The 21,405-nt window shown below is 71.0% G+C and carries 18 protein-coding genes and 3 tRNA genes; 11 read left to right on the forward strand and 10 right to left on the reverse strand.

Annotated elements, in window-relative coordinates; all coding sequences use genetic code 11:
* Nucleotides 1–103: 103 nt before the first annotated feature.
* The 4 genes from purD (at nt 104) to OG780_RS22090 (ending at nt 6,342) form a co-directional block, all read left to right on the forward strand.
* On the forward strand, nt 104–1,357 hold the full coding sequence (purD, locus tag OG780_RS22075; protein WP_328450750.1) for a phosphoribosylamine--glycine ligase: 1,254 nt from the start codon (nt 104–106) through the stop codon (nt 1,355–1,357).
* A 366-nt stretch (nt 1,358–1,723) separates the two neighbouring features.
* Nucleotides 1,724–3,562: a hypothetical protein gene (locus tag OG780_RS22080; RefSeq protein ID WP_328458297.1), complete on the forward strand. Its 1,839-nt coding sequence runs from the start codon at nt 1,724–1,726 to the stop codon at nt 3,560–3,562.
* Nucleotides 3,563–3,782: 220 nt separating this feature from the next.
* A complete protein-coding gene (locus OG780_RS22085) occupies nt 3,783–5,309 on the forward strand; it encodes a N,N-dimethylformamidase beta subunit family domain-containing protein (RefSeq protein WP_328450752.1) in 1,527 nt (508 codons plus the stop codon).
* 133 nt (nt 5,310–5,442) lie between these two features.
* Nucleotides 5,443–6,342, forward strand: coding sequence for a phosphoribosylaminoimidazolesuccinocarboxamide synthase (locus OG780_RS22090; RefSeq protein ID WP_328450754.1), 900 nt, complete (start codon nt 5,443–5,445; stop codon nt 6,340–6,342).
* Between the two features lie 77 nt (nt 6,343–6,419).
* Here the strand turns inward: OG780_RS22090 and OG780_RS22095 are convergent.
* The 8 genes from OG780_RS22095 to OG780_RS22130 all read right to left on the reverse strand — a co-directional run bounded on the left by OG780_RS22095 (nt 6,420) and on the right by OG780_RS22130 (nt 11,223).
* Nucleotides 6,420–6,495, reverse strand: a tRNA-Gly gene (locus tag OG780_RS22095).
* 22 nt (nt 6,496–6,517) lie between these two features.
* Nucleotides 6,518–7,162: a response regulator transcription factor gene (locus OG780_RS22100; protein WP_328450756.1), complete on the reverse strand. Its 645-nt coding sequence runs from the start codon at nt 7,160–7,162 to the stop codon at nt 6,518–6,520.
* Nucleotides 7,163–7,175: 13 nt separating this feature from the next.
* Nucleotides 7,176–8,522: a sensor histidine kinase gene (locus OG780_RS22105; RefSeq protein ID WP_328458299.1), complete on the reverse strand. Its 1,347-nt coding sequence runs from the start codon at nt 8,520–8,522 to the stop codon at nt 7,176–7,178.
* 20 nt (nt 8,523–8,542) lie between these two features.
* Nucleotides 8,543–9,346, reverse strand: coding sequence for an ABC transporter permease (locus OG780_RS22110; protein ID WP_328450758.1), 804 nt, complete (start codon nt 9,344–9,346; stop codon nt 8,543–8,545).
* On the reverse strand, nt 9,343–10,347 hold the full coding sequence (locus OG780_RS22115; RefSeq protein ID WP_328450760.1) for an ABC transporter ATP-binding protein: 1,005 nt from the start codon (nt 10,345–10,347) through the stop codon (nt 9,343–9,345). The genes OG780_RS22110 and OG780_RS22115 overlap by 4 nt, the downstream gene beginning before the upstream one ends.
* 175 nt (nt 10,348–10,522) lie before the next feature.
* Nucleotides 10,523–10,595, reverse strand: a tRNA-Gly gene (locus OG780_RS22120).
* A gap of 77 nt (nt 10,596–10,672) precedes the next feature.
* Nucleotides 10,673–10,744 (reverse strand) — tRNA-Gly (locus OG780_RS22125).
* 161 nt (nt 10,745–10,905) lie between these two features.
* Nucleotides 10,906–11,223, reverse strand: a complete 318-nt coding sequence (locus OG780_RS22130) for a histone-like nucleoid-structuring protein Lsr2 (RefSeq protein WP_328450762.1) — start codon at nt 11,221–11,223, stop codon at nt 10,906–10,908.
* A 361-nt stretch (nt 11,224–11,584) separates the two neighbouring features.
* On the opposite strand from OG780_RS22130, the gene purS reads away from it, so the two are divergent.
* From purS to purM, 7 genes are all read left to right on the forward strand, one after another.
* Nucleotides 11,585–11,848: a phosphoribosylformylglycinamidine synthase subunit PurS gene (purS, locus tag OG780_RS22135; RefSeq protein WP_005482678.1), complete on the forward strand. Its 264-nt coding sequence runs from the start codon at nt 11,585–11,587 to the stop codon at nt 11,846–11,848.
* The gene (gene purQ / locus OG780_RS22140; protein WP_328450764.1) at nt 11,845–12,549 is read left to right on the forward strand and encodes a phosphoribosylformylglycinamidine synthase subunit PurQ; all 705 of its coding nucleotides are present in this window, start codon (nt 11,845–11,847) and stop codon (nt 12,547–12,549) included. The genes purS and purQ overlap by 4 nt, the downstream gene beginning before the upstream one ends.
* Nucleotides 12,546–14,819 (forward strand): phosphoribosylformylglycinamidine synthase subunit PurL, encoded by a 2,274-nt coding sequence (gene purL, locus OG780_RS22145; protein ID WP_328450765.1) that lies wholly within the window; start codon nt 12,546–12,548, stop codon nt 14,817–14,819. Before purQ ends, purL begins: the two co-directional genes overlap by 4 nt.
* 193 nt (nt 14,820–15,012) lie before the next feature.
* Nucleotides 15,013–15,807 (forward strand): maleylpyruvate isomerase family mycothiol-dependent enzyme, encoded by a 795-nt coding sequence (locus tag OG780_RS22150; RefSeq protein ID WP_328450767.1) that lies wholly within the window; start codon nt 15,013–15,015, stop codon nt 15,805–15,807.
* Between the two features lie 117 nt (nt 15,808–15,924).
* Nucleotides 15,925–16,716 carry an META domain-containing protein gene (locus tag OG780_RS22155; protein ID WP_328450768.1) on the forward strand — a complete coding sequence of 264 codons (792 nt, stop codon included), beginning with the start codon at nt 15,925–15,927 and terminating at the stop codon, nt 16,714–16,716.
* 61 nt (nt 16,717–16,777) lie between these two features.
* A complete protein-coding gene (gene purF / locus OG780_RS22160) occupies nt 16,778–18,304 on the forward strand; it encodes an amidophosphoribosyltransferase (protein ID WP_328450770.1) in 1,527 nt (508 codons plus the stop codon).
* A gap of 41 nt (nt 18,305–18,345) precedes the next feature.
* Nucleotides 18,346–19,446, forward strand: a complete 1,101-nt coding sequence (gene purM / locus OG780_RS22165; RefSeq protein ID WP_443062191.1) for a phosphoribosylformylglycinamidine cyclo-ligase — start codon at nt 18,346–18,348, stop codon at nt 19,444–19,446.
* Nucleotides 19,447–19,646: 200 nt separating this feature from the next.
* Here the strand turns inward: purM and OG780_RS22170 are convergent, their stop codons facing one another.
* Nucleotides 19,647–19,901: a DUF3073 domain-containing protein gene (locus OG780_RS22170; RefSeq protein WP_328450774.1), complete on the reverse strand. Its 255-nt coding sequence runs from the start codon at nt 19,899–19,901 to the stop codon at nt 19,647–19,649.
* A 301-nt stretch (nt 19,902–20,202) separates the two neighbouring features.
* Nucleotides 20,203–21,297 (reverse strand): Leu/Phe/Val dehydrogenase, encoded by a 1,095-nt coding sequence (locus OG780_RS22175; protein WP_328450776.1) that lies wholly within the window; start codon nt 21,295–21,297, stop codon nt 20,203–20,205.
* Nucleotides 21,298–21,405 lie beyond the last annotated feature (108 nt).

Genomic DNA, 21,405 nt, shown 5'->3' on the forward strand with positions numbered 1-21,405 from the left:
TGCGTCGGGGACCCCGTTTCCTGGAGGATCGCACCAGGGCCGTATCCCCGTCGCTTCGGAAGCCCCTACAAGGGCACCCGCGTGCGGCGGTTAGGCTGACCCCGTGAAGGTCCTTGTCATCGGTGGTGGCGCCCGCGAACACGCCCTGTGCCGCTCCCTGTCCCTCGACCCCGACGTCACCGCCCTGTACTGCGCTCCCGGGAACGCCGGGATCGCGGAGGTGGCGGAACTGCACGCGGTCGACGCCCTCGACGGCGCGGCCGTGGCCGCGCTGGCCACGCGGCTCGGCGCCGAACTGGTGGTCGTGGGCCCGGAGGCCCCGCTCGTCGCCGGTGTCGCCGACGCCGTGCGCGCGGCGGGCATCCCCTGCTTCGGCCCCTCCGGGGAGGCGGCGCAGCTGGAGGGCTCCAAGGCGTTCGCGAAGGACGTGATGGCGGGTGCCGGCGTCCCCACGGCACGCTCCTACGTCTGCGTGACGCCCGAGGAGGTCGAGGAGGCGCTCGACGCGTTCGGAGCGCCCTACGTCGTGAAGGACGACGGACTGGCGGCCGGCAAGGGCGTCGTCGTGACCGACGACCTCGAAGCGGCGCGGGCGCACGCCAACGCCTGCGACCGCGTCGTCATCGAGGAGTTCCTCGACGGTCCCGAGGTCTCCCTCTTCGCGATCACCGACGGCACGACCGTCGTCCCGCTCCAGCCCGCCCAGGACTTCAAGCGCGCCCTGGACGGCGACGAGGGCCCGAACACCGGCGGCATGGGCGCGTACTCGCCGCTGCCCTGGGCGGACCCGAAGCTCGTCGAGGAGGTCATGGAGACCGTCCTCCAGCCGACCGTCGACGAGATGCGCCGCCGCGGCACCCCGTTCTCCGGACTCCTGTACGCCGGTCTGGCGATCACCAGCCGTGGTGTGCGGGTCATCGAGTTCAACGCCCGCTTCGGCGACCCCGAGACCCAGGTGGTCCTCGCCCGGCTGCAGACCCCGCTCGCCGGTGTCCTGCTGGCGTCCGCGAACGGCACCCTCGCCGATCTCGAACCGCTGCGCTGGAGCGAGAAGGCCGCGGTCACCGTGGTCGTGGCCTCGTACAACTACCCCGACACCCCGCGCACCGGCGACCCGATCACCGGGCTCGACGAGGTGGCGGCCGAGGACGCCCCGCACGCGTACGTCCTGCACGCCGGCACCCGGCACGAAGGCGGCGCGGTGGTGAGCGCGGGCGGCCGTGTGCTGTCCGTCACAGCGATCGGATCCGGCCTCACCGAGGCCCGCGAGCGCGCCTACACGGCTGTCGCCCGCATCGGTCTGGACGGTTCGCAGCACCGCACGGACATCGCGGCGAAGGCGGCCGCCGAGGCATAGCCCACGGTCCCCATAGCAGCACCGGGCCCCGGACTCCGTACGGAATCTGGGGCTTTGTCTTGTTGCGTCCAGGCCCTTCCACCTGCGGGTTTCTGTACGGAACCGGAAGCCCGTCCGGGGTCTGCCGTCATCCACCTTTCCCCAGAGCCATTCCATCGGGTGACCGATGCCGTATCCGGCTGACGAGGGCCGGGGCCCCAACTAGGGTGCGGCGAAGGCATTCCGGCACTTGGCCCACCGGCATTGCGATGTCGGCGGCGGGTGCCACAGTGGGGGAGTGACCAACGCCAGGGCATCCGTCGGCACCGGCAGTGACAGGGCCGGGGCCCGGCGGACAAGAGGGGGTGACGTCCGGTCGTGACCGGTATGGGTGTGGAGGCGGGCGCGCAGGCAGCGCGCTCCCGGGCTCTCGCTGTGCTGCGCATCCGCAGCAGGGCGCTGGCCGTCGCCCTGCTGCCCGCGGCCGTGGCCGTCGTGCTGCTCGTCGGTGGTTACACCGGCCGCATCACCGGTGCGCCCTGGGGAATCGCGGGAGGGATCGTGACGGTGTTCGCCGCCCTCGTCCTTCTCGCGGCGGCGGGCATCGCGCTCGTCGTGGCCCGTGCCCGGCCCGCGACGAGCCCCACGGTCCCGATCTCCGAGGAATCGGCCCCCGATCTCTACCGCATGGTCCGTGACCTGGCCGACCGTCTCGACGTCCCGGCCCCGTCGGCGATAGCGCTCACCCCGGACTGCGACAGCTGGCTGGAGGACCGCACCCACCGGGCCCTCGGCCGGTTCTTCCCGGGCGGAGGGGACGAGCCGGACGGCCCGCGCCGAGGCCCGGCCGGAAGCGGCCCGGTGACCGCGCTGACGGCCCGCGCCGCCCGGGACGCCACCGCCCCCGTCCTCGTCATCGGCTCCCCGTTCCTGTGGTGGATGCGGGTCGGCGAGCTGCGGGCGGTCCTCGCCCCCGTCGTCGCCGGTACGGGCCCGTCGGCGCAGCCGGACATAGCCGCGGCCCGCCGCTTCGTCCGAGGCCTGGACGCGGCGGTGGCCGTGGCCTCGGCGCCCGGCCGCGGCCCGCTGTCCCGCACGGTCCTGGCCGGAGTCGGCTGGGTCACCCGGCTCCTGCTGCGCGGCTGTCGGGGGCACGCGGCGGAGATGGAGCGGGCCGTGGCGTCCGCGTCGGCCGAGCGTGCACAGGCCGTGGACTACGGCGTGCGGATCGTCGCCCAGGAACAGGTGGGCCTGGCGTACGCGGGCTGGGACCGTCTGCTGACCCGGGTCGCGCTGCCCGCCTGGCGGATGGGCCGCTGGCCCTCCCGGCTGGACGTGGGCGTCGTCGCGGCCCTGACCGAGCTGTCCCGCCGCGACCGCCTCGCCGAGGGCTTCACCTCCCGTCTCGGCGAGCGTCCCGCCTGCGACCTGCTCGAAGAGCCCGGCACGGTGGACGAGGCCGCTTCGCTGCTCGCCGCCCGGCTCTTCCACGGCGGTCCCGCCGAGGCCGGCCCCGACTGGGCGCCGGTCGACTGGCAGGACTACCCGGACGAGGTCGTCGACCGCGCGTGGCGCACCGACGCGGCCCGGCTCCACCGGGTCCTGGACGCGCTCGGCGTCCGCCACCCCGCCGACCCCGCGCTGCCCGAGGCGGACGGACCGACCCTGGCCCGCGTGCTCGACCACCTGTCCGTGGCGGCGGGAGCCACGCCCGCCCCGGATGCGGCCCCCTTGGCCGTCCTCGCCGAGTACCGGACGGAGGCGTACGGGGAGATGGGCATCGCCGAGAGCGACGACCCCGACCTCGCCGTGGGGAACGAGCGCTCGGCGGCCCTCGCGGCCCGGCTCACCGCGGAACTGGCCCGCGAGGAGGCGTCCGCCCCGGCGAAGCCCCGGCCGGCCGGGAGCGCCGGGCAGCAGGGCTCCGACCACGACCTCTGGGACGACCGGATGCTTCCGCTGTTCCCCCTCCAGCCGCCCAGGACCGGTCGCGAGCTGCTGGCCGACCATGTCACGGCGATGGTCTGCTGCGCCGCGATGGACACCGCCGGGGCGGTTCCCGGACTCGACTGGCTGGACGGCCCGTCCCTGCTCGTCGGCGGTGAACGGGCGGCAGACATCGGCCCCCGCGTCCTCACGCTCATAGAGACGGGGGACCCCACGCCCCTGCGGGACTGGCTGCGCCATCTGGGCGTCCGTCCGGAGAAACCGGTCCGGCTGGTCTGACGGCGGCCCCTCCGGCGGCCGCCCCCACGGTTCGTGTCCCCGGCCATGCACGCACCCCACCGTTCGCAGGCGCCCCGGCCCAGCCGGAGCGGCCCGTTCCACTCACGCCAATTCGCGACGAACGGTGACGGACTGCGTGCGTAATGTGATGTGCTGGGACCGATCGAGCACGGCGCAAGGGCTTGCCAGTACGACGGGGGCACGAAGGAGGGGTGCGGGCATGGGATCGGAGCAGATCCGCCGCTGGGAGTCGGGAGCACTCGCGCACGCCGTCACGGATCCCTTCGGCCTGGGACCCGTTCCCTGGCTCCGCGGCAGCGAGACCTATTTCGACGACACCGGCCACGTCGTCCCCTGGTACGTGGACACCGACGCGCCCCAGCCGCCGCAGCCGGCGGCCGCCTCCCGGATCCCGGCGCCGCGGTCCACCTCCCGCACCCGTGTGCGCACCGGTCCCGGAGGTCCGCGCTCCGCCGACGACGTCCACCGTCAGATCAAGGGCTTCACCAGCACGGGGGCCGCCGCTCCGGGCGAGTCCATCGACTTCCATGTGACGGTCGACCCGCCGCAGGAGTTCAGCGTCGACATCTACCGCATCGGCCACTACGGCGGCGACGGCGCCAGCAAGATCACCACGAGCCCCCGGCTCTCCGGGATCGTCCAGCCGCCGCCGCTCACCGCCGACCGCACGGTCTCCTGCCACCACTGGTGGCTGTCCTGGCGCCTCCAGATCCCGACCTACTGGAACGTCGGCGCCTACGTCGCCGTCCTGACCACCCTCGACGGCTACCGCTCGCACGTCCCCTTCACCGTCCGCGACCACCAGACGGCCGATCTGCTCCTCCTGCTCCCGGACATCACCTGGCAGGCGTACAACCTGTACCCGGAGGACGGCCACACCGGCGCCAGCCTGTACCACGCGTGGGACGAGAGCGGCCGGCTCCTCGGCGAGGCCGACGCCGCGACCACCGTCTCCTTCGACCGCCCGTACGCGGGCGCTGGCCTGCCCCTCCACGTGGGTCACGCCTACGACTTCATCCGCTGGGCCGAGCGCTACGGCTACGACCTCGCCTACGCCGACGCCCGCGACCTGCACGCCGGCCGCGTCGACCCCACCCGCTACCGGGGCCTGGTCTTCCCGGGCCACGACGAGTACTGGTCCCCGCAGATGCGCCGCACCACGGAACTCGCCCGCGAGCACGGCACCTCGCTCGTCTTCCTCTCCGCCAACACCATGTACTGGCAGGTGGAGCTGGGGCCGTCCCCGTCGGGTGTCGCCGACCGGCTGCTGACCTGCCGGAAACGCCGGGGCCCCGGCAAGCCCGTCCTGTGGCGCGAGATCGACCGCCCGGAGCAGCAGCTCATCGGCATCCAGTACGCGGGGCGCGTCCCCGAGCCGTCCCCCCTGATCGTCCGCAACGCCGACCACTGGCTGTGGGAGGCGACCGGGGCGCACGACGGCGACGAGGTGGAGGGCATGGTCGCGGGCGAGGCGGACCGTTACTTCCCGCGCACCGCACTGCCGGAGCACCAGGACCGGATCCTGCTGGCGCACTCCCCGTACCCGGACAGCGAGGGCGTCCTGCGCCATCAGGAGACCTCGCTCTACCGTGCCCCGTCCGGCGCCCTGGTCTTCGCGTCCGGAACGTTCGCGTGGTCCCCGGCCCTCGACCGTCCCGGCCACGTGGACCCCCGTATCCAGCGGGCGACCGCCAATCTCCTCGACCGCATCTGCAAACACGACTGAGAAAGCCCCGCGGGGAGGCCGTGACGCACCCCCCGCCACGCGCGCCCGCACCCGCTCGGTCCGCCCCCTGTCCACAGCAGCTCGTCCCGTACGGGAGAATCGAGTCACTTGTACAGAACCACGGGGAGGAACCGTGTCCGGATTCGTCGAAAAGCCCGAGCCCCTTCAGGTGCCGGGTCTGGTACATCTGCACACCGGCAAGGTGCGCGATCTGTACCAGAACGAGGCGGGCGACCTCGTGATGGTCGCCAGCGACCGCATCTCCGCCTACGACTGGGTGCTCCCCACCGAGATCCCCGACAAGGGCCGCACCCTCACCCGGCTCTCCCTGTGGTGGTTCGACCAGCTCTCCGAACTGGCGCCCAACCACGTGCTGAGCACCGAACTCCCGCCGGGCGCCCCGGCCGACTGGGCCGGGCGCACCCTGATCTGCAAGTCCCTGCGGATGGCTCCGGTCGAATGCGTGGCCCGCGGCTATCTGACCGGCTCGGGCCTCGTCGAGTACGACGAGACCCGCACGGTCTGCGGTCTCGCGCTCCCCGAGGGTCTCGTCGACGGCTCGGAGCTCCCCGCGCCGATCTTCACCCCGGCCACCAAGGCCGCGGTCGGCGAGCACGACGAGAACGTCTCGTACGAGGAGGTCGCGCGCCAGGTCGGCGCCGACACCGCCGCCGAGCTGCGCCAGGCGACCCTCGCCATCTACGGCCGTGCCCGCGACATCGCCCGCGACCGGGGCATCATCCTCGCGGACACCAAGTTCGAGTTCGGCTACGAGGGCGAGACGCTCGTCCTCGCCGACGAGGTGTTGACCCCGGACTCCTCGCGCTTCTGGCCCGCCGACGGGTGGGAGCCGGGCCACGCGCAGCCGTCCTTCGACAAGCAGTACGTCCGCGACTGGCTGACCTCCGCCGAGTCGGGCTGGGACCGCAGGAGCGAGCAGCCGCCGCCCGCTCTGCCCGAGCACGTCGTGGAGGCCACCCGCGCCAAGTACATCGAGGCGTACGAGCGTCTGACGGGCGTCAGCTGGTCCTGACCCGTGTCCACGGGCCCGGCCGCCGGCCGGGCCCGTGGACACGAAGAAGCCCCCGACCGAAGTCGGGGGCTTCTTTTTGGAGCGGACGACCAGGTTCGAACTGGCGACCTCAACCTTGGCAAGGTTGCGCTCTACCAACTGAGCTACGTCCGCGTGCGCCGTGGTGCGACAGCTACTATACCCAACCTCGCTCCCGTGCGAGACGCACCGCAGCGTGTCGGTTCTCCGCGCCCAGCTTGGACGCGGCCGACGACAGATAGTTCCGCACCGTCCCCTGGGACAGCGCGGCCCGCTCCGCGATCTCCGCCACGGGTGCCCCGTCGGCGGCGAATTCGAGCACCTCGGCCTCGCGCGCGGTCAGCGGCGAGTCCCCCGCGGAGATCGCGTCGGCGGCCAACTCCGGGTCCACATAACGGTTTCCCGCGTGGATGGTACGGATGATCTCCGCAAGCCGTCGCGCGCTGACCGTCTTCGGGACGAACCCGCGCACACCCGCGGCGAGCGCCCGCTTCAGATGTCCCGGCCGTCCGTGACTCGTCACGATCAGCACCTGGCAGCCGGGCAGTTCGGCCCGCAGGGATGTGGCCACGCTCACACCGTCGGCTCCCGGCATCTGGAGGTCCAGGACGGCGACATCGGGCCCGTGCGCCCGCGCCATCGCCAGTGCCTCCGGTCCGGTCGCCGCCTCGGCCACCACGACCAGGTCGTCCTCCAGCCCGAGCAGCGCGGCCAGCGCTCCCCGGATCAGGTGTTCGTCGTCGGCGAGCAGCAGTCGTACGGGAGCATCGGGCGCCGGCGCGCCGGGCGGCACGGAAGTCATGGGGTGGCCTCTCTCATCGGGTGGCCTCTCTCATCGGGTGCGGAACCGGCGGGACCGGCGACTCCCGTGGCGCCTCGTCGCTTCCCGGGGCCGGTTTCCCGGGAGTGTCCCCGCGGGTGTCCGGGGAGGGCCGCAGCGGCACTTCCGCCGTCAGCCGGAACACTCCTTCGCTCGCGCCGGCCCGCAGCACCCCGTCCACCTCCTCCAGCCGCTCCCTCAGTCCCACGAGCCCGCTGCCTCTCCTCGGCCCGGAGCCGCCGTCCGGCCCGGCTCCCGGTCCGGCCTCCCGCGGCACCCCGTCGTTCTCGACGGTGAGCGTCACCCGCTCCCGCGTCACCCGCAGGGACAGCGCGCACTTCCTGGCGTTCCCGTGCCGCAGCACGTTGGTGGTCGCCTCCCGCACGACCCAGCCGAGCGTCGACTGGACCTGCGCCGGCAGCTCCGCGGCCGTGCCGGTGATGGCGCAGTCGATGCCCGCGGCCGTCAACACGCCCTGTGCGCCCGCCAGTTCGTTGGCCAGATCGGCGTCGCGATACCCCCGTACCACCTCGCGCACCTCCCGCTGGGACTCCCGCGCGATCCGCTGCACCTCGGTCATCTGGTCCAGGGCCTCGGACCGTCCGCGCCGGGCCAGCTGCACGGCGAGTTCGCTCTTGAGGGCGATCACCGCGAGGTTGCGTCCCATCACGTCGTGCAGATCGCGGCCGAAGCGCAGCCGTTCCTCGGCGACGGCGAGCCGGGCGCGGGTCTCGCGGGCCGCGTCGAGTTCGTAGACGGCGTTGAGGAGCCAGACGGAGAACGCCGCGGTGAAGGTGAGGAAACCGGCGGTCAGCAGGACGAGGAGGGCGGTGACCGGCGCGGCGGGGCCCGGGAAGCCGAGGGGCAGGGAGAGCGCGCCGGCACCCGCGGCCGCGCCGAGCACGACGTACGTCATCCGGCGTCTGTCACGGGTCCCGAGCGCGACCGTGCCCGTGCCGAACGCCGTGACGCCGACGAGCAGCGAGGAGGCGACGAGGAACTCGCCGTCGCTCGCCGGGCGCCAGGGGGTGCCCGAGAGGACGGCTCCCACGACGGCCGTCACACAGGTGCTCGCGGCCAGTGCCAGCAGGGTCCCGCGGGGCTGTTCCCGGGTGCCGCGCGTCCAGTCCAGTGCCCGCGAGGCGGCCACCGCGCAGCACACCGAGTGCCCGCACACCAGCAGGAACACCGTCCAGGACCGGGCCGCCGGCATGTTCCCGAAGACGGGCAGTCCGATCGAGATCGCTTCGAGCAGGGCGAAGAAGTGGAACGACCACCGGGTGTACGTCTCGACCTTCGCCGGTGTGCTCTTGCCCCGCCACCAGCCGGACGGCCTGCCCATGCCCACCCCCGTGTCCGTGGTCACCGCCGCGGCTCCCAGCGGAACCACCGTCGTACAGCAAACACCGCGATCACGGTCCAGGCCACCGCCATGGCGAGGGCACCGAGGGTGTCGTGGGCGGAGAGGTGTCCGGTCCAGCCGCCGCGGATCAGGGTGATCACCGGGGTGAGAGGCAGCAGTTCGCAGAACCGGGCCATGCCGTCCGGCAGCATTTCGAGGGGGATGAAGGTCCCCGAGCCGGCCAGCGACAGCAGGGTCAGGGGTGTGGCCGCGACCTGGGCGCCCTCCACGCTCCTGCTGAAGCTCGCGGTGACGGCCGCGAGCGCCGGCCAGGTGACGAACGCGGACAGCAGCCCGAGCAGGACGAGTTGGGGTTTCTCGGGCATCCCGACGCCGAGTGCCGCCCGGCAGGCGACGGTCAGGACGAGGCACTGGGCGATACCGATCGCGACCGAGGGCAGTGCGGCGCCCGCGAGGATCTCCAGGTCCCGCAGTTCCCCGGTGCGCAGCCGCTTGAGGACGAGTTCCTCCCGGCGTGCCGCGTACACGCTCGCCAGGGAGCCGTAGACGGCGAAGAGGAGCGCGAAGCCGATGGAGGAGGGGAGCAGGACCGAGCCGACCGTGAGTCCGGCGTCCTTCAGACGCATCGTGTCCAGGGTCGAGCGGAGCGTGAACGGCATGACCAGCGGGACGAACAGCGCCGCGGCCAGGGTCGCCCTGGTGCGGCCCAGCAGCGTCAGTTCGGCGCGTGCCAGTGCTCTGATCCGGCCGGCGGCCGTGGTCCCGGCCGTGCCGGCACCGGTGGTGACCGCTGTTCCGCTCATGCCGCCGTTCCCTTCCCGCGCGCCTTGCGCGTGTCCGCGGTCGTCCTCGTCCCGTCCACGCCGTGCGCCGCCTCCCGCGAGATCCGCAGGAACGCCTCCTCCAGGGAGGCCGAGCGCACGTCGAGCCCCCGCAGCTCGACGCGGGCCCGCTCGGCCCACACCAGCAGGGCCGTGGCCGTCCGCTGGAGTTCGCCGGTCCGCAGCCGGATCGTCCGGCCCGTCGCCTCGTGGCCGCTCACCCCGAGTTCCGGCAGCGGGGGCAGGTCGCCGGGGAAGTAGCCGTCGGGCAGCTCGAAGGAGACGTGCGACGGCTGGGAGGCGGTCACCTCGGCCGGGGTGCCGACGGCCGCGACGCGTCCTTCGTGCAGGATCGCCAGCCGGTCGGCGAGCGCCTCCGCCTCTTCCAGATAGTGGGTGGTCAGCAGGACCGTGGTCCCGTCGTCGCGCAGTTCGCGGACCAACTCCCAGGTGTTTCGGCGGCCTTCCACGTCGAGCCCGGTCGTGGGTTCGTCGAGGAAGAGGACCTCGGGGTCGCCGAGGAGCGCGAGCGCCAGGTCCAACCGCCGCTTCTCGCCGCCGGACAACTGCTTCACGCGGACGTCCGAGCGGTGCCCGAGTCCGACCCTGTCCAGGGCCTCTCCGGCGGGCCGGGCGCCGCTGGTGCACGCCGCCCACATCCGTGCGGTCTCGGCGGCCGTCAGCTCGGACGGGAAGCCGCCTTCCTGAAGCATCACGCCGATACGGGGCCGTACGGCGGCCCGGTCCGCGTACGGATCGTGCCCGAGGACGCGCACGCGCCCGGCGGCCGGGGGAGCCAGGCCCTCGATCAGTTCGACGGTGGAGGTCTTGCCCGCGCCGTTGGTGCCGAGGAGCGCGAAGATCTCACCGCGGCCCACGGAGAAGGTGACTCCGCGCACCGCCTCGAAATCTCTTGTGCCGCCCCCGTACACACGCCGCAGATCAGTGACCTCGATCACGTCGTCGTGCTCGCTCGTGTTCATGGAATCAGCGTCGGCGGGGACGGGGCCCGGCAGCAGTGCGCGTTGTCATCACTCGGCATGACAAATGTCAGACGGCTTGGGCATCCCGTCGTGAGGACGCCGACGCGCACGGGGATATCGCGTACGGGGATACGAGAAAGGCCCCGGTCGACTGACCGGGGCCTTTACTTCGCTGAGCGGACGACCAGGTTCGAACTGGCGACCTCAACCTTGGCAAGGTTGCGCTCTACCAACTGAGCTACGTCCGCATTGCCTCCGACCGGCTTCCACCGATCGGCGCGAGCACCACCCTACCTGATCGGCAAGCGATCGGTGAGCGATGCAGAGCGGGTGACAGGAATTGCACACTGCGCCTTCCCCCTGGAAGGGGGATGTTCTGCTACTGAACTACACCCGCACGACCTTCGGGTTCCGGCTTTTCGGCCTTGCCCCTCGGCGTGTTCCAGACTCTAGCCGATCGGGCGGGGGTCAGCGCAAGTCGGTTCTTCGGGGGTCCGGTGGAGGGGTCCGGGGGCACCCCGGCGGGGTGCCCGGCTCGGTCCGCGGCCGGGTGCCGGCTCAGTGCGACTCGGCGAACGCCTCGTAGACCTTCTTGGGGATCCGGCCGCGCGGCGGCACGTCCATCTTGTTGGAACGGGCCCAGGCGCGGACCGCCGCGGGATCGGGCGTCAACGCGGTGTGCGTGTACGCCTTCCCGGACTTCGACCGCTTGCGGCCGGCCTCGACGTACGGCTCGAGGGCCTTGCGCAGGTCCTCGGCGTTGGCTCGATTGAGGTCGATCTCGTACGACTTGCCGTCGAGTCCGAAGGCGATCGTCTCCGCCGCTTCCGAGCCGTCGATGTCGTCAAAGAGAGTGACCACGACACGCTGCGCCACGAATATCGGTCCCTTCGTGCGACACCTTCGCGATCAACGGTCATGACGTGCGCTGACGTCACGGAGTTGTCAGGGAGATGTCGGCTGTCCGGCTGTTATCGAGCAAAGTATCGGCTATTGCCAATTCATTTGTACAGTGCCCGGCATTGCATTGTGAAGCCCGACTAAATCCCTCCGCGTGTCCGATGGCAATGGGCCCCTGCCGTTCTTCTGCGGTTTTTCCCAGGATTTTCCGTGCATGCCCCCGGGCTGATGCGTGATCGTGATCGGGGTCACGTAGGATTCTACGAATCTACGCGAGTAGAAATTTTGTACGGGTAGTCTGAAGGGACCTGCTCAGCACCACACACCGGGAGTGCCAGTGGCACGCGTCGTAGTCGACGTCATGCTCAAGCCGGAGATCCTCGACCCCCAGGGCCAGGCGGTGCAGCGTGCACTGCCGCGCCTCGGTTTCGAAGGTGTCTCCGACGTCCGTCAGGGAAAGCGATTCGAACTCGAAGTGGACGGGCCGGTGGACGACGCCGCGCTCGCCCGCATCCATGAACTGGCGGAATCCTTCCTCGCCAACACCGTGATCGAGGACTTCACCGTCAAGGTCGAGGAAGTCGCGGAGGCCGGAAAGTGACCGCTCGTATTGGAGTCGTCACCTTTCCGGGCAGCCTCGACGACCGCGACACGCAGCGCGCGATCAGGCTGGCCGGCGCCGAGCCCGTAGCCCTCTGGCACAAGGACAAGGACCTCAAGCAGGTCGACGCCGTCGTGCTGCCCGGCGGTTTCTCGTACGGCGACTATCTGCGGGCGGGTGCCATCTCGCGCTTCTCGCCGGTGATGGAGACCGTCATCGAGCAGGCGAAGTCCGGAATGCCGGTTCTCGGCATCTGCAACGGCTTCCAGGTCCTCACCGAGGCGCACCTTCTTCCCGGTGCGATGCTCGGCAACAACCACCTCCACTTCATCTGCCGCGACCAGAAGCTGCGGGTGGAGAACGCGGGGACCGCCTGGACCGCCGACTACGAGGCCGGCCAGGAGATCCACATCCCGCTGAAGAACATGGACGGGCGGTACGTCGCCGACGAGCACACGCTCGACATGCTGGAGGCCGAAGGCCGGGTCGCGTTCCGCTACGTGGTCCGTGGCGAAGCCAGTGATGGATGCGGTAACCCGAACGGCTCGCTGCGCGACATCGCCGGCATCACGAACGCGGCGGGCAACGTCGTCGGTCTGATGCCGCACCCGGAGCACGCCGTCGAGCCCCTGGTCGGGTCCGGCCGCACCGACGGCCTCCCCTTCTTCACCTCGATCCTCAAGAAGCTGGTCAACGCATGAGCCGCACGCCTCTGGACACGGTCGAGCACGCGGCCGCGACCCCCGACGTCGAGCTGCCCTGGGCCGAACTGGGCCTGAAGAAGGACGAGTACGAGCGCGTCGTCGAGATCCTCGGCCGCCGCCCGACCGGCGCCGAGCTGGCCATGTACTCCGTCATGTGGTCCGAGCACTGCTCCTACAAGTCCTCGAAGGTCCACCTCCGCCAGTTCGGCGAGAAGGCCCCGCAGTCCGACGCGCTGCTCGTCGGCATCGGCGAGAACGCCGGTGTCGTCGACGTCGGCCAGGGCTACGCGGTCACCTTCAAGGTCGAGTCGCACAACCACCCGTCGTACGTCGAGCCCTACCAGGGTGCCGCGACCGGTGTCGGCGGCATCGTCCGCGACATCATCGCGATGGGCGCCCGGCCGGTGGCCGTCGTCGACCCGCTGCGCTTCGGCGCGGCCGACCACCCCGACACCAAGCGCGTCCTGCCGGGCGTCGTCGCGGGCATCGGCGGCTACGGCAACTGCCTGGGTCTGCCGAACATCGGCGGCGAGGTCGTCTTCGACGCCTGCTACCAGGGCAACCCGCTGGTCAACGCCGGTGCCATCGGCGTCATGCGGCACGAGGACATCCACCTCGCGAAGGCGTCCGGCACCGGCAACAAGGTCATCCTGTACGGGGCCCGCACGGGCGGCGACGGCATCGGCGGCGCGTCGATCCTCGCCTCGGAGACCTTCGACGACGCCAAGCCGTCGAAGCGTCCCGCCGTCCAGGTCGGCGACCCCTTCCAGGAGAAGCTCCTCATCGAGTGCACCCTGGAGGCCTTCGCCGAGAAGCTGGTCGTCGGCATCCAGGACCTCGGCGCGGCCGGTCTGTCCTGCGCCACGAGCGAGCTGGCGTCCAACGGCTCCGGCGGCATGCGCGTCACCCTGGACGACGTGCCGCTGCGCGACTCCACGCTCTCGCCCGAGGAGATCCTCATGAGCGAGTCGCAGGAACGCATGTGCGCGGTCGTCGAGCCGGAGAAGGTCGACCGGTTCCTGGAGATCTGCGACAAGTGGGACGTCATCGCCACCGTCATCGGTGAAGTCACCGACGGCGACCGGCTGGAGATCTTCTGGCACGGCGGCAAGATCGTCGACGTCGACCCGCGCACGGTCGCGCACGACGGCCCGGTCTACGAGCGTCCCTACGCCCGTCCGTCCTGGCAGGACGCGCTCCAGGCCGACGACGCCGGCAAGCTGCCCCGCCCGACGACGGGCGAGGAGCTGAAGGACCAGGTCCTCAGGCTCGTCTCCTCCCCGAACCAGGCCTCCAAGTCCTGGATCACCTCCCAGTACGACCACTTCGTGCAGGGCAACACGGTGCTGGCGCAGCCCGAGGACTCAGGCATGATCCGCATCGACGAGGAGACCGGACTCGGCGTCGCCATCGCCACCGACGGCAACGGCCGCTACGCCAAGCTGGACCCGTACGCCGGTGCGCAGCTCGCCCTCTCCGAGGCCTACCGCAACGTCGCGACGACCGGCGCCAAGCCGCTCGCCGTCTCCGACTGCCTGAACTTCGGCTCGCCCGAGGACCCGGCCGTCATGTGGCAGTTCGCCGAGGCGATCCGCGGACTGGCCGACGCCTGCCAGCAGCTCGGCACCCCGGTGACCGGCGGCAACGTCTCGCTGTACAACCAGACCGGTGAGGCCGCCATCCACCCGACTCCGGTCGTGGCCGTGCTGGGCGTCATCGACGACGTCGCCCGCCGCACCCCGGTCGCCTTCCAGGAAGAGGGCCAGCTCCTCTACCTGCTCGGTGACACCCGCGAGGAGTTCGGCGGCTCGGCCTGGTCGCAGGTCGTCCACGACCACCTCGGCGGTCTGCCGCCGAAGGTCGACCTGGAGCGCGAGCGGCTGCTCGCCGAGATCCTCATCTCGGCCTCCCGCGACGGCATGATCGACTCCGCGCACGACCTGTCCGACGGCGGTCTGGTCCAGGCCGTGGTCGAGTCGGCGCTGCAGGGCCGCAAGGGCGCGCGCCTGATCGTCCCCGACGGTCTCGACGCGTTCACCTTCCTGTTCTCGGAGTCGGCGGGCCGCGCGGTCGTCGCCGTCCCGCGCTCGGAGGAGCTCCGCTTCAACGACATGTGCGGTGCCCGGGGTCTGCCCGTCACCCGTATCGGTGTCGTCGACGGCACGGAGTCCGAGGCCGCCGTGGTCGAGGTCCAGGGCGAGTTCGCGCTCTCCCTGACCGAGCTGCGCACGGCGCACGAGGGCACGATCCCGGCGCTGCTGGCGTAGCCGGTTCAGCCCCTATGGGCTTGTACGGGCTCTACGGCTCGTACGGCGAAGCCCCCGCCCGGATGCGGATCCGGGCGGGGGCTTCTCGGTTCGACGGACGTAGTTCTTGCTTCGGCGCGAAGCGTCACCGCTCCGGTGCCCGGCCCGTCCCGGCGCCTGAACGGTCATGCCGCCAAGGCGTAGGCTCCCAGCCATGCCCCCGGTCAAGAAGCGCACACGGACGTACGACTCGGCCAAGACCCGCGCGGCGGTGCTCGCGCAGTTCGGGAACGTGCGGGAGGGTGTACGCGCCCTGAACGAGGAGCAGTTGGCGCGGCCCGCGCGGCTCGGGGACTGGAGCGTACGGGAGTTGGCCGCGCACATCACGATGTCGCTCGACGTCGTGAGCCGGCATCTCGACCTGGCCGCGCCCGCCGCGAAGGAACTCGGGTTGCTGGAATGGCCGTTCGGGACGGCATCCCGCTCCGGGAAGATCGCCGACGGCACGCGCGCACTCGCCGCCGCCCACCCCGACCTCGACGCGCTCTACGCCGTCGTCGGCGCGCGGATCACCGAGCACCTGGCCACGGCCCCCGACGACCGGCTGCTCGGCGTGCCCGCCGGGGCGATGACCCTCGCCGACTACCTCGTCACCCGCACCGTCGAACTCGTCGTCCACACCGACGACCTGAACCGCGCAGCCGGTACCGACATCCCCCTGGACCGGCAGGCCCTCGCCGCCTGCACCCGGCTGCTCGCCGACACCCTCGCCGTGAAGGCGCCCGGCGCGTCGACCGAGGTCCGGATCCCGCCGTACGCCGTCGTGCAGTGCGTGGAAGGACCCCGGCACACCCGTGGCACCCCGCCGAACGTCGTCGAGACCGACCCGCTGACCTGGATCCGGCTCGCGACGGGCCGCACGGAATGGAAGGCCGCGCTGGACGAGGCGAAGGTCAGCGCGAGCGGCGAGCGCGCCGACCTCGGCGGCCTGCTCCCGCTGATGGGATAGCCCGCGCGCTGAAGGGACAGCCTGCGCGCTGATGGGACAGCCCGCACGCGCCACCTGCGCGGGCTTCCCGCCCCACGCCCGGGGGAACCGGTCGCCCGACCCTCCCGTCACATCTGCATGGACAAGCAGCGAATGACCCTCGGTGTCCTGACCCTGCTGCCCCTCGCCGCCGCGTGCGGTGCCCAGACGGCGGGGAGCGGTTCAGCCCGGACGGAGACGGCGCCGCTGACCGGAGTGCACTGGACGGTCGACAACCTCACCGTGGGAGGGAAGACCACACGAGCGCCCGCGGGGGCGTATCTGCGGATCGGGAACGACGGCCGCGTCAGCGGCAACCTCGGCTGCAACGGGTTCGGCTCGAAGGCCGTCCTCACGGGTGACCGTGTCGACTTCGGCGACCTCCGGACGACGGACATGGCCTGCGCGAAGGGTCCGATGGACTTCGAGCGGAGCCTGGGCCGGGCCTTCGCGGACAAGGGCCCGTTCACGGCGAAGGCCGAAGGCCGCCGGCTGACGCTCACCGCCGACAACGGCGACCGGATCGGCCTCGCCGAGGAGAAGGACGCACCCCTGCGGGGGACGAGGTGGACGGTCACGGCACTGGGTGACGACAACGTCTCCCAGCCGCTCCCGAAGGGGGCGAACGCGTACTTCGTCCTCCACGAGGACGGCACCTTCGAGGCCCTGCTCGGCTGCAACCATGCCTCCGGCCACGCCACCGTCGACGACGTACATATCGCCCTCGGCAGGCCCCGGACGACCCGCATGATGTGCCAAGACTCACTCATGAGGACCGAGAAGACGCTGCTGGGGCTCTTCGACGGCAAGGTCGCCTACGCATTGGATCATCGCGGCATCGCGCTGACCAGCAAGAACGGCACGGTGGTCAGTGCGGTGGCCGACGAGTGATCCCATCGGGGCCCGTATCCCCAATTCGGACCAGTGGTCGATCTCGCCTACACTCGGTGCCGTGCCACGTGGTGACGGTCGACTCAATCATGATCTGCTCCCCGGTGAGAAAGGCCCCCAGGACGCTTGCGGCGTCTTCGGTGTCTGGGCTCCGGGCGAAGAGGTCGCCAAGCTCACTTACTTCGGGCTCTACGCCCTCCAGCATCGGGGTCAGGAATCCGCGGGAATCGCGGTCAGCAACGGCTCCCAGATCCTCGTCTTCAAGGACATGGGCCTCGTGTCCCAGGTCTTCGACGAGACCTCGCTCGGTTCGCTCCAGGGTCATATCGCGGTCGGTCACGCCCGCTACTCGACCACCGGTGCCTCCGTGTGGGAGAACGCCCAGCCGACGTTCCGTGCCACCGCGCACGGTTCCATCGCGCTCGGCCACAACGGCAACCTCGTCAACACGGCGCAGCTCGCCGAGATGGTCGCCGACCTGCCCAAGCAGGAAGGCCGCACCACTCGTGTGGCGGCCACCAACGACACCGACCTGCTCACCGCGCTCCTCGCGGCCCAGGTCGACGACGACGGCAAGCCGCTGACCATAGAAGAGGCCTCCACCAAGGTCCTCCCGCAGGTCATGGGCGCCTTCTCGCTCGTCTTCATGAACGAGCACACCCTGTACGCCGCCCGTGACCCGCAGGGCATCCGCCCGCTGGTCCTCGGCCGCCTGGAGCGCGGCTGGGTGGTGGCCTCCGAGTCCGCGGCCCTCGACATCTGCGGCGCCAGCTATGTGCGCGAGATCGAGCCGGGCGAGTTCGTCGCCATCGACGAGAACGGTCTGCGGACCTCGCGATTCGCGGAAGCGAAGCCCAAGGGCTGCATCTTCGAGTACGTCTACCTGGCCCGTCCCGACACGGACATCGCAGGCCGGAACGTGTACCTCTCGCGCGTCGAGATGGGCCGCAAACTCGCCAAGGAAGCCCCTGTGGAGGCCGACCTGGTGATAGCGACCCCGGAGTCCGGGACGCCCGCCGCGATCGGTTACGCGGAGGCCTCCGGCATCCCGTTCGGCGCCGGCCTGGTCAAGAACGCCTATGTCGGCCGGACCTTCATCCAGCCCTCGCAGACGATCCGCCAGCTCGGAATCCGCCTGAAGCTGAATCCGCTCAAGGAAGTCATCAAGGGCAAGCGTCTGGTCGTCGTGGACGACTCGATCGTGCGCGGCAACACCCAGCGCGCCCTGGTCCGGATGCTCCGCGAGGCGGGTGCGGCCGAGGTCCACATCCGGATCTCCTCCCCGCCCGTGAAGTGGCCCTGCTTCTTCGGCATCGACTTCGCGACCCGCGCCGAGCTGATCGCGAACGGCATGACCGTCGAGGAGATCGGCACCTCGCTCGGCGCCGACTCGCTCTCGTACATCTCGCTCGACGGGATGATCGAGGCCACGACGATCGACAAGCCGAATCTGTGCCGCGCCTGCTTCGACGGCGAGTACCCGATGGAGCTTCCCGACCCCGAACTGCTCGGCAAGCAGCTCCTGGAGACCGAGCTGGCCGCGGGTCCCGCAGCCACGGCCGCGGCTGACGCCATCCGTCGCCCGTAGCGCCGCAGAGCCCCGTTTCACCAACCGAAAGATCCCAGGCAATGTCTTCTGTGTCTGATCAGTCCCCTGCGGCGACGGGCAGTGCCTCCGGCGCGTCCTACGCGGCTGCCGGAGTCGACATCGAGGCGGGCGACCGCGCCGTAGAGCTGATGAAGGAGTGGGTGAAGAAGACGCAGCGCCCGGAGGTCCTGGGCGGCCTCGGCGGCTTCGCCGGTCTCTTCGACGCCTCGGCCCTCAAGCGTTTCGAGCGCCCGCTGCTCGCCTCCGCCACCGACGGCGTGGGCACCAAGGTCGACATCGCCCGGCAGCTCGGCGTGTACGACACCATCGGCCACGACCTCGTGGCGATGGTCATGGACGACATCGTGGTGTGCGGCGCGGAGCCGCTCTTCATGACCGACTACATCTGTGTGGGCAAGGTCCACCCGGAGCGGGTCGCGGCCATCGTGAAGGGCATCGCCGAGGGCTGTGTCCTCGCGGGCTGCGCCCTGGTGGGCGGTGAGACGGCCGAACACCCCGGTCTGCTCGGCCCGGACGACTTCGACGTCGCGGGCGCCGGCACCGGCGTGGTCGAGGCCGATCAGCTGCTCGGTCCGGATCGCATCCGTACGGGTGACGCGGTCATCGCCATGGCGGCCTCCGGTCTTCACTCGAACGGGTACTCGCTCGTCCGGCACGTCCTCTTCGACCGGGCGAATCTGCGCCTGGACCAGCACGTCGAGGAGTTCGGCCGCACGCTCGGCGAGGAGCTCCTGGAGCCCACCAAGATCTACTCGCTGGACTGCCTGACGCTGACGAAGAGCGCCCGGGTGCACGCCTTCAGCCACATCACCGGCGGCGGTCTCGCGGCCAACCTGGCCCGTGTGATCCCGGACGGCCTGCACGCCGTGGTCGACCGCGGGACCTGGACCCCGGCACCGGTCTTCGACCTGGTCGGCAGGACCGGCGACGTCGAGCGTCTGGAGCTGGAGAAGACGCTGAACATGGGCGTCGGCATGATGGCGATCGTGCCCGAGGAGTCGGCCGAGGTCGCCCTCGCCGTCCTCGCGGACCGCGGAGTGGACGCCTGGGTCGCCGGTGAGATCACCGAGCGCGGGGACCACACGACGGGCGCGGAGCTCATCGGCGACTACGCGAGCTGAAGCGGGCGACGGGAGCCGGGGCCGGCGGTCACGCGGGCCCCGGCTCCCGAAGCAGCACGAAACCCGGTCCGGCGCTGAGGCCCCGGACCGGGTGAGGTGCAGTCGCTACGAGAAAGCCGCCAGGCGGGATCAGCCAGAAACCCACGCCAGGAGATCCGCTACGAGAAGAGATCGCGGAAACTGCGAGGGACGCTGTTGCGTCAAGCGCCGCGACGTTGCGACTGAGGCCCGGACTGATCGTCCTCGTCCTCGTCGTCGTCGTTGTAGAGATCCGCGTACTGTGCGTACGGGTCGTCTTCCTCGTCGTCGTCCTCGAACGGCTCGCCATTCGGCGGCTGGTTCGAAGTCGAAGCGCCCAGCTCATTGGCCAGACGCGAGAGGTCAGTCCCGCCGCTGCTGTACTTCAGCTGGCGGGCGACCTTCGTCTGCTTGGCCTTTGCCCGGCCGCGCCCCATGGCTCGACCCCCTCGGATACGGGGCTCGACGGCCCCAGAGTCTTGACACGCGTTCATGATCTGGAACGGACTCTCCGTGGAGAGACCGGTCCGTAGGGCTTCCACGGTACCTGAGCCCGCGCCCATACGGTACGTCGCCCGCAGCACGCGCCTCCACCCAGAACCCGCGAGGTGCCCTGTCCTCGCTGGTCAACCGCGATTTTAACCCCTTATTGGCGCCCGACCCGCCGACGGACGTGAGAGTTCTCTCCCAACCGGCCGCCGACGGGTCCCTGACAAGCACCTATGGCCTCGGCAGGCGTCAGTGACGCCGTGCCTCCGCCATCCGCTGCTCGGCGATCCGGTCGGCCGCCGCGGCCGGCGGGATCCCGTCCTGCTTCGCACGTGCGAATATGGCCAGCGTGGTGTCGAAGATCTTCGCGGCCTTGGTCCTGCACCGGTCGAAGTCGAAGCCGTGGAGCTCGTCGGCGACCTGGATGACACCGCCCGCGTTCACGACGTAGTCGGGGGCGTACAGGATCCCGCGGTCCGCGAGGTCCTTCTCCACGCCCGGGTGCGCGAGCTGGTTGTTGGCCGCGCCGCACACGATCCGGGCCGTGAGCACCGGCACGGTGTCGTCGTTGAGGGCGCCGCCCAGCGCGCAGGGCGCGTAGATGTCCAGGCCCTCGGTGCGGATGAGCGTCTCGGTGTCCGCGACGGCCGTGACACCCGAGGGGTGCCGGTCCAGGATCCGGCGCACGGACTCGGCCCGCACATCCGTGATCACGACCTCGGCGCCGTCCTCGCGCAGGTGGTCGACCAGGTGGTGGCCCACCTTGCCGACACCGGAGACGCCGACCTTGCGGCCGCGCAGCGTCGGGTCGCCCCACATGTGCTGCGCGGAGGCGCGCATGCCCTGGAAGACACCGAAGGCGGTCAGGACCGACGAGTCGCCCGCGCCGCCGTTCTCCGGGGAGCGTCCGGTCGTCCACCGGCACTCACGCGCCACGACGTCCATGTCGGCGACATAGGTGCCGACGTCGCACGCGGTGACGTACCGGCCGCCGAGCGAGGCGACGAACCGGCCGTAGGCGAGGAGCAGCTCCTCGGACTTGATCTGCTCGGGGTCGCCGATGATGACGGCCTTGCCACCGCCGTGGTCGAGCCCGGCCAGGGCGTTCTTGTACGACATCCCGCGCGCGAGGTTGAGGGCGTCGGCGACGGCCTCCTGCTCGCTCGCGTACGGGTAGAAGCGCGTGCCGCCGAGGGCGGGGCCCAGGGCGGTGGAGTGGATGGCGATGACGGCCTTGAGGCCGCTGGCGCGGTCCTGGCAGAGCACGACTTGCTCATGACCGCCCTGATCCGAGTGGAACAGGGTGTGCAGTACATCAGCAGGCGCGCCGGTTACGTCGGTCACTGTGGTGACTCCCAGGTAAAAAGCGGCGGTTGGGTGCGGTGCCCGTGCGGATGGCGGGCTCCGTGGGAATGAGACTAGAGCCTGTGCCGACCCGCCCTCGGCGCAGTG

The sequence above is a fragment of the Streptomyces sp. NBC_00386 genome (genome assembly GCF_036063235.1).
In the GTDB taxonomy this organism is placed as follows: Bacteria; Actinomycetota; Actinomycetes; order Streptomycetales; family Streptomycetaceae; genus Streptomyces.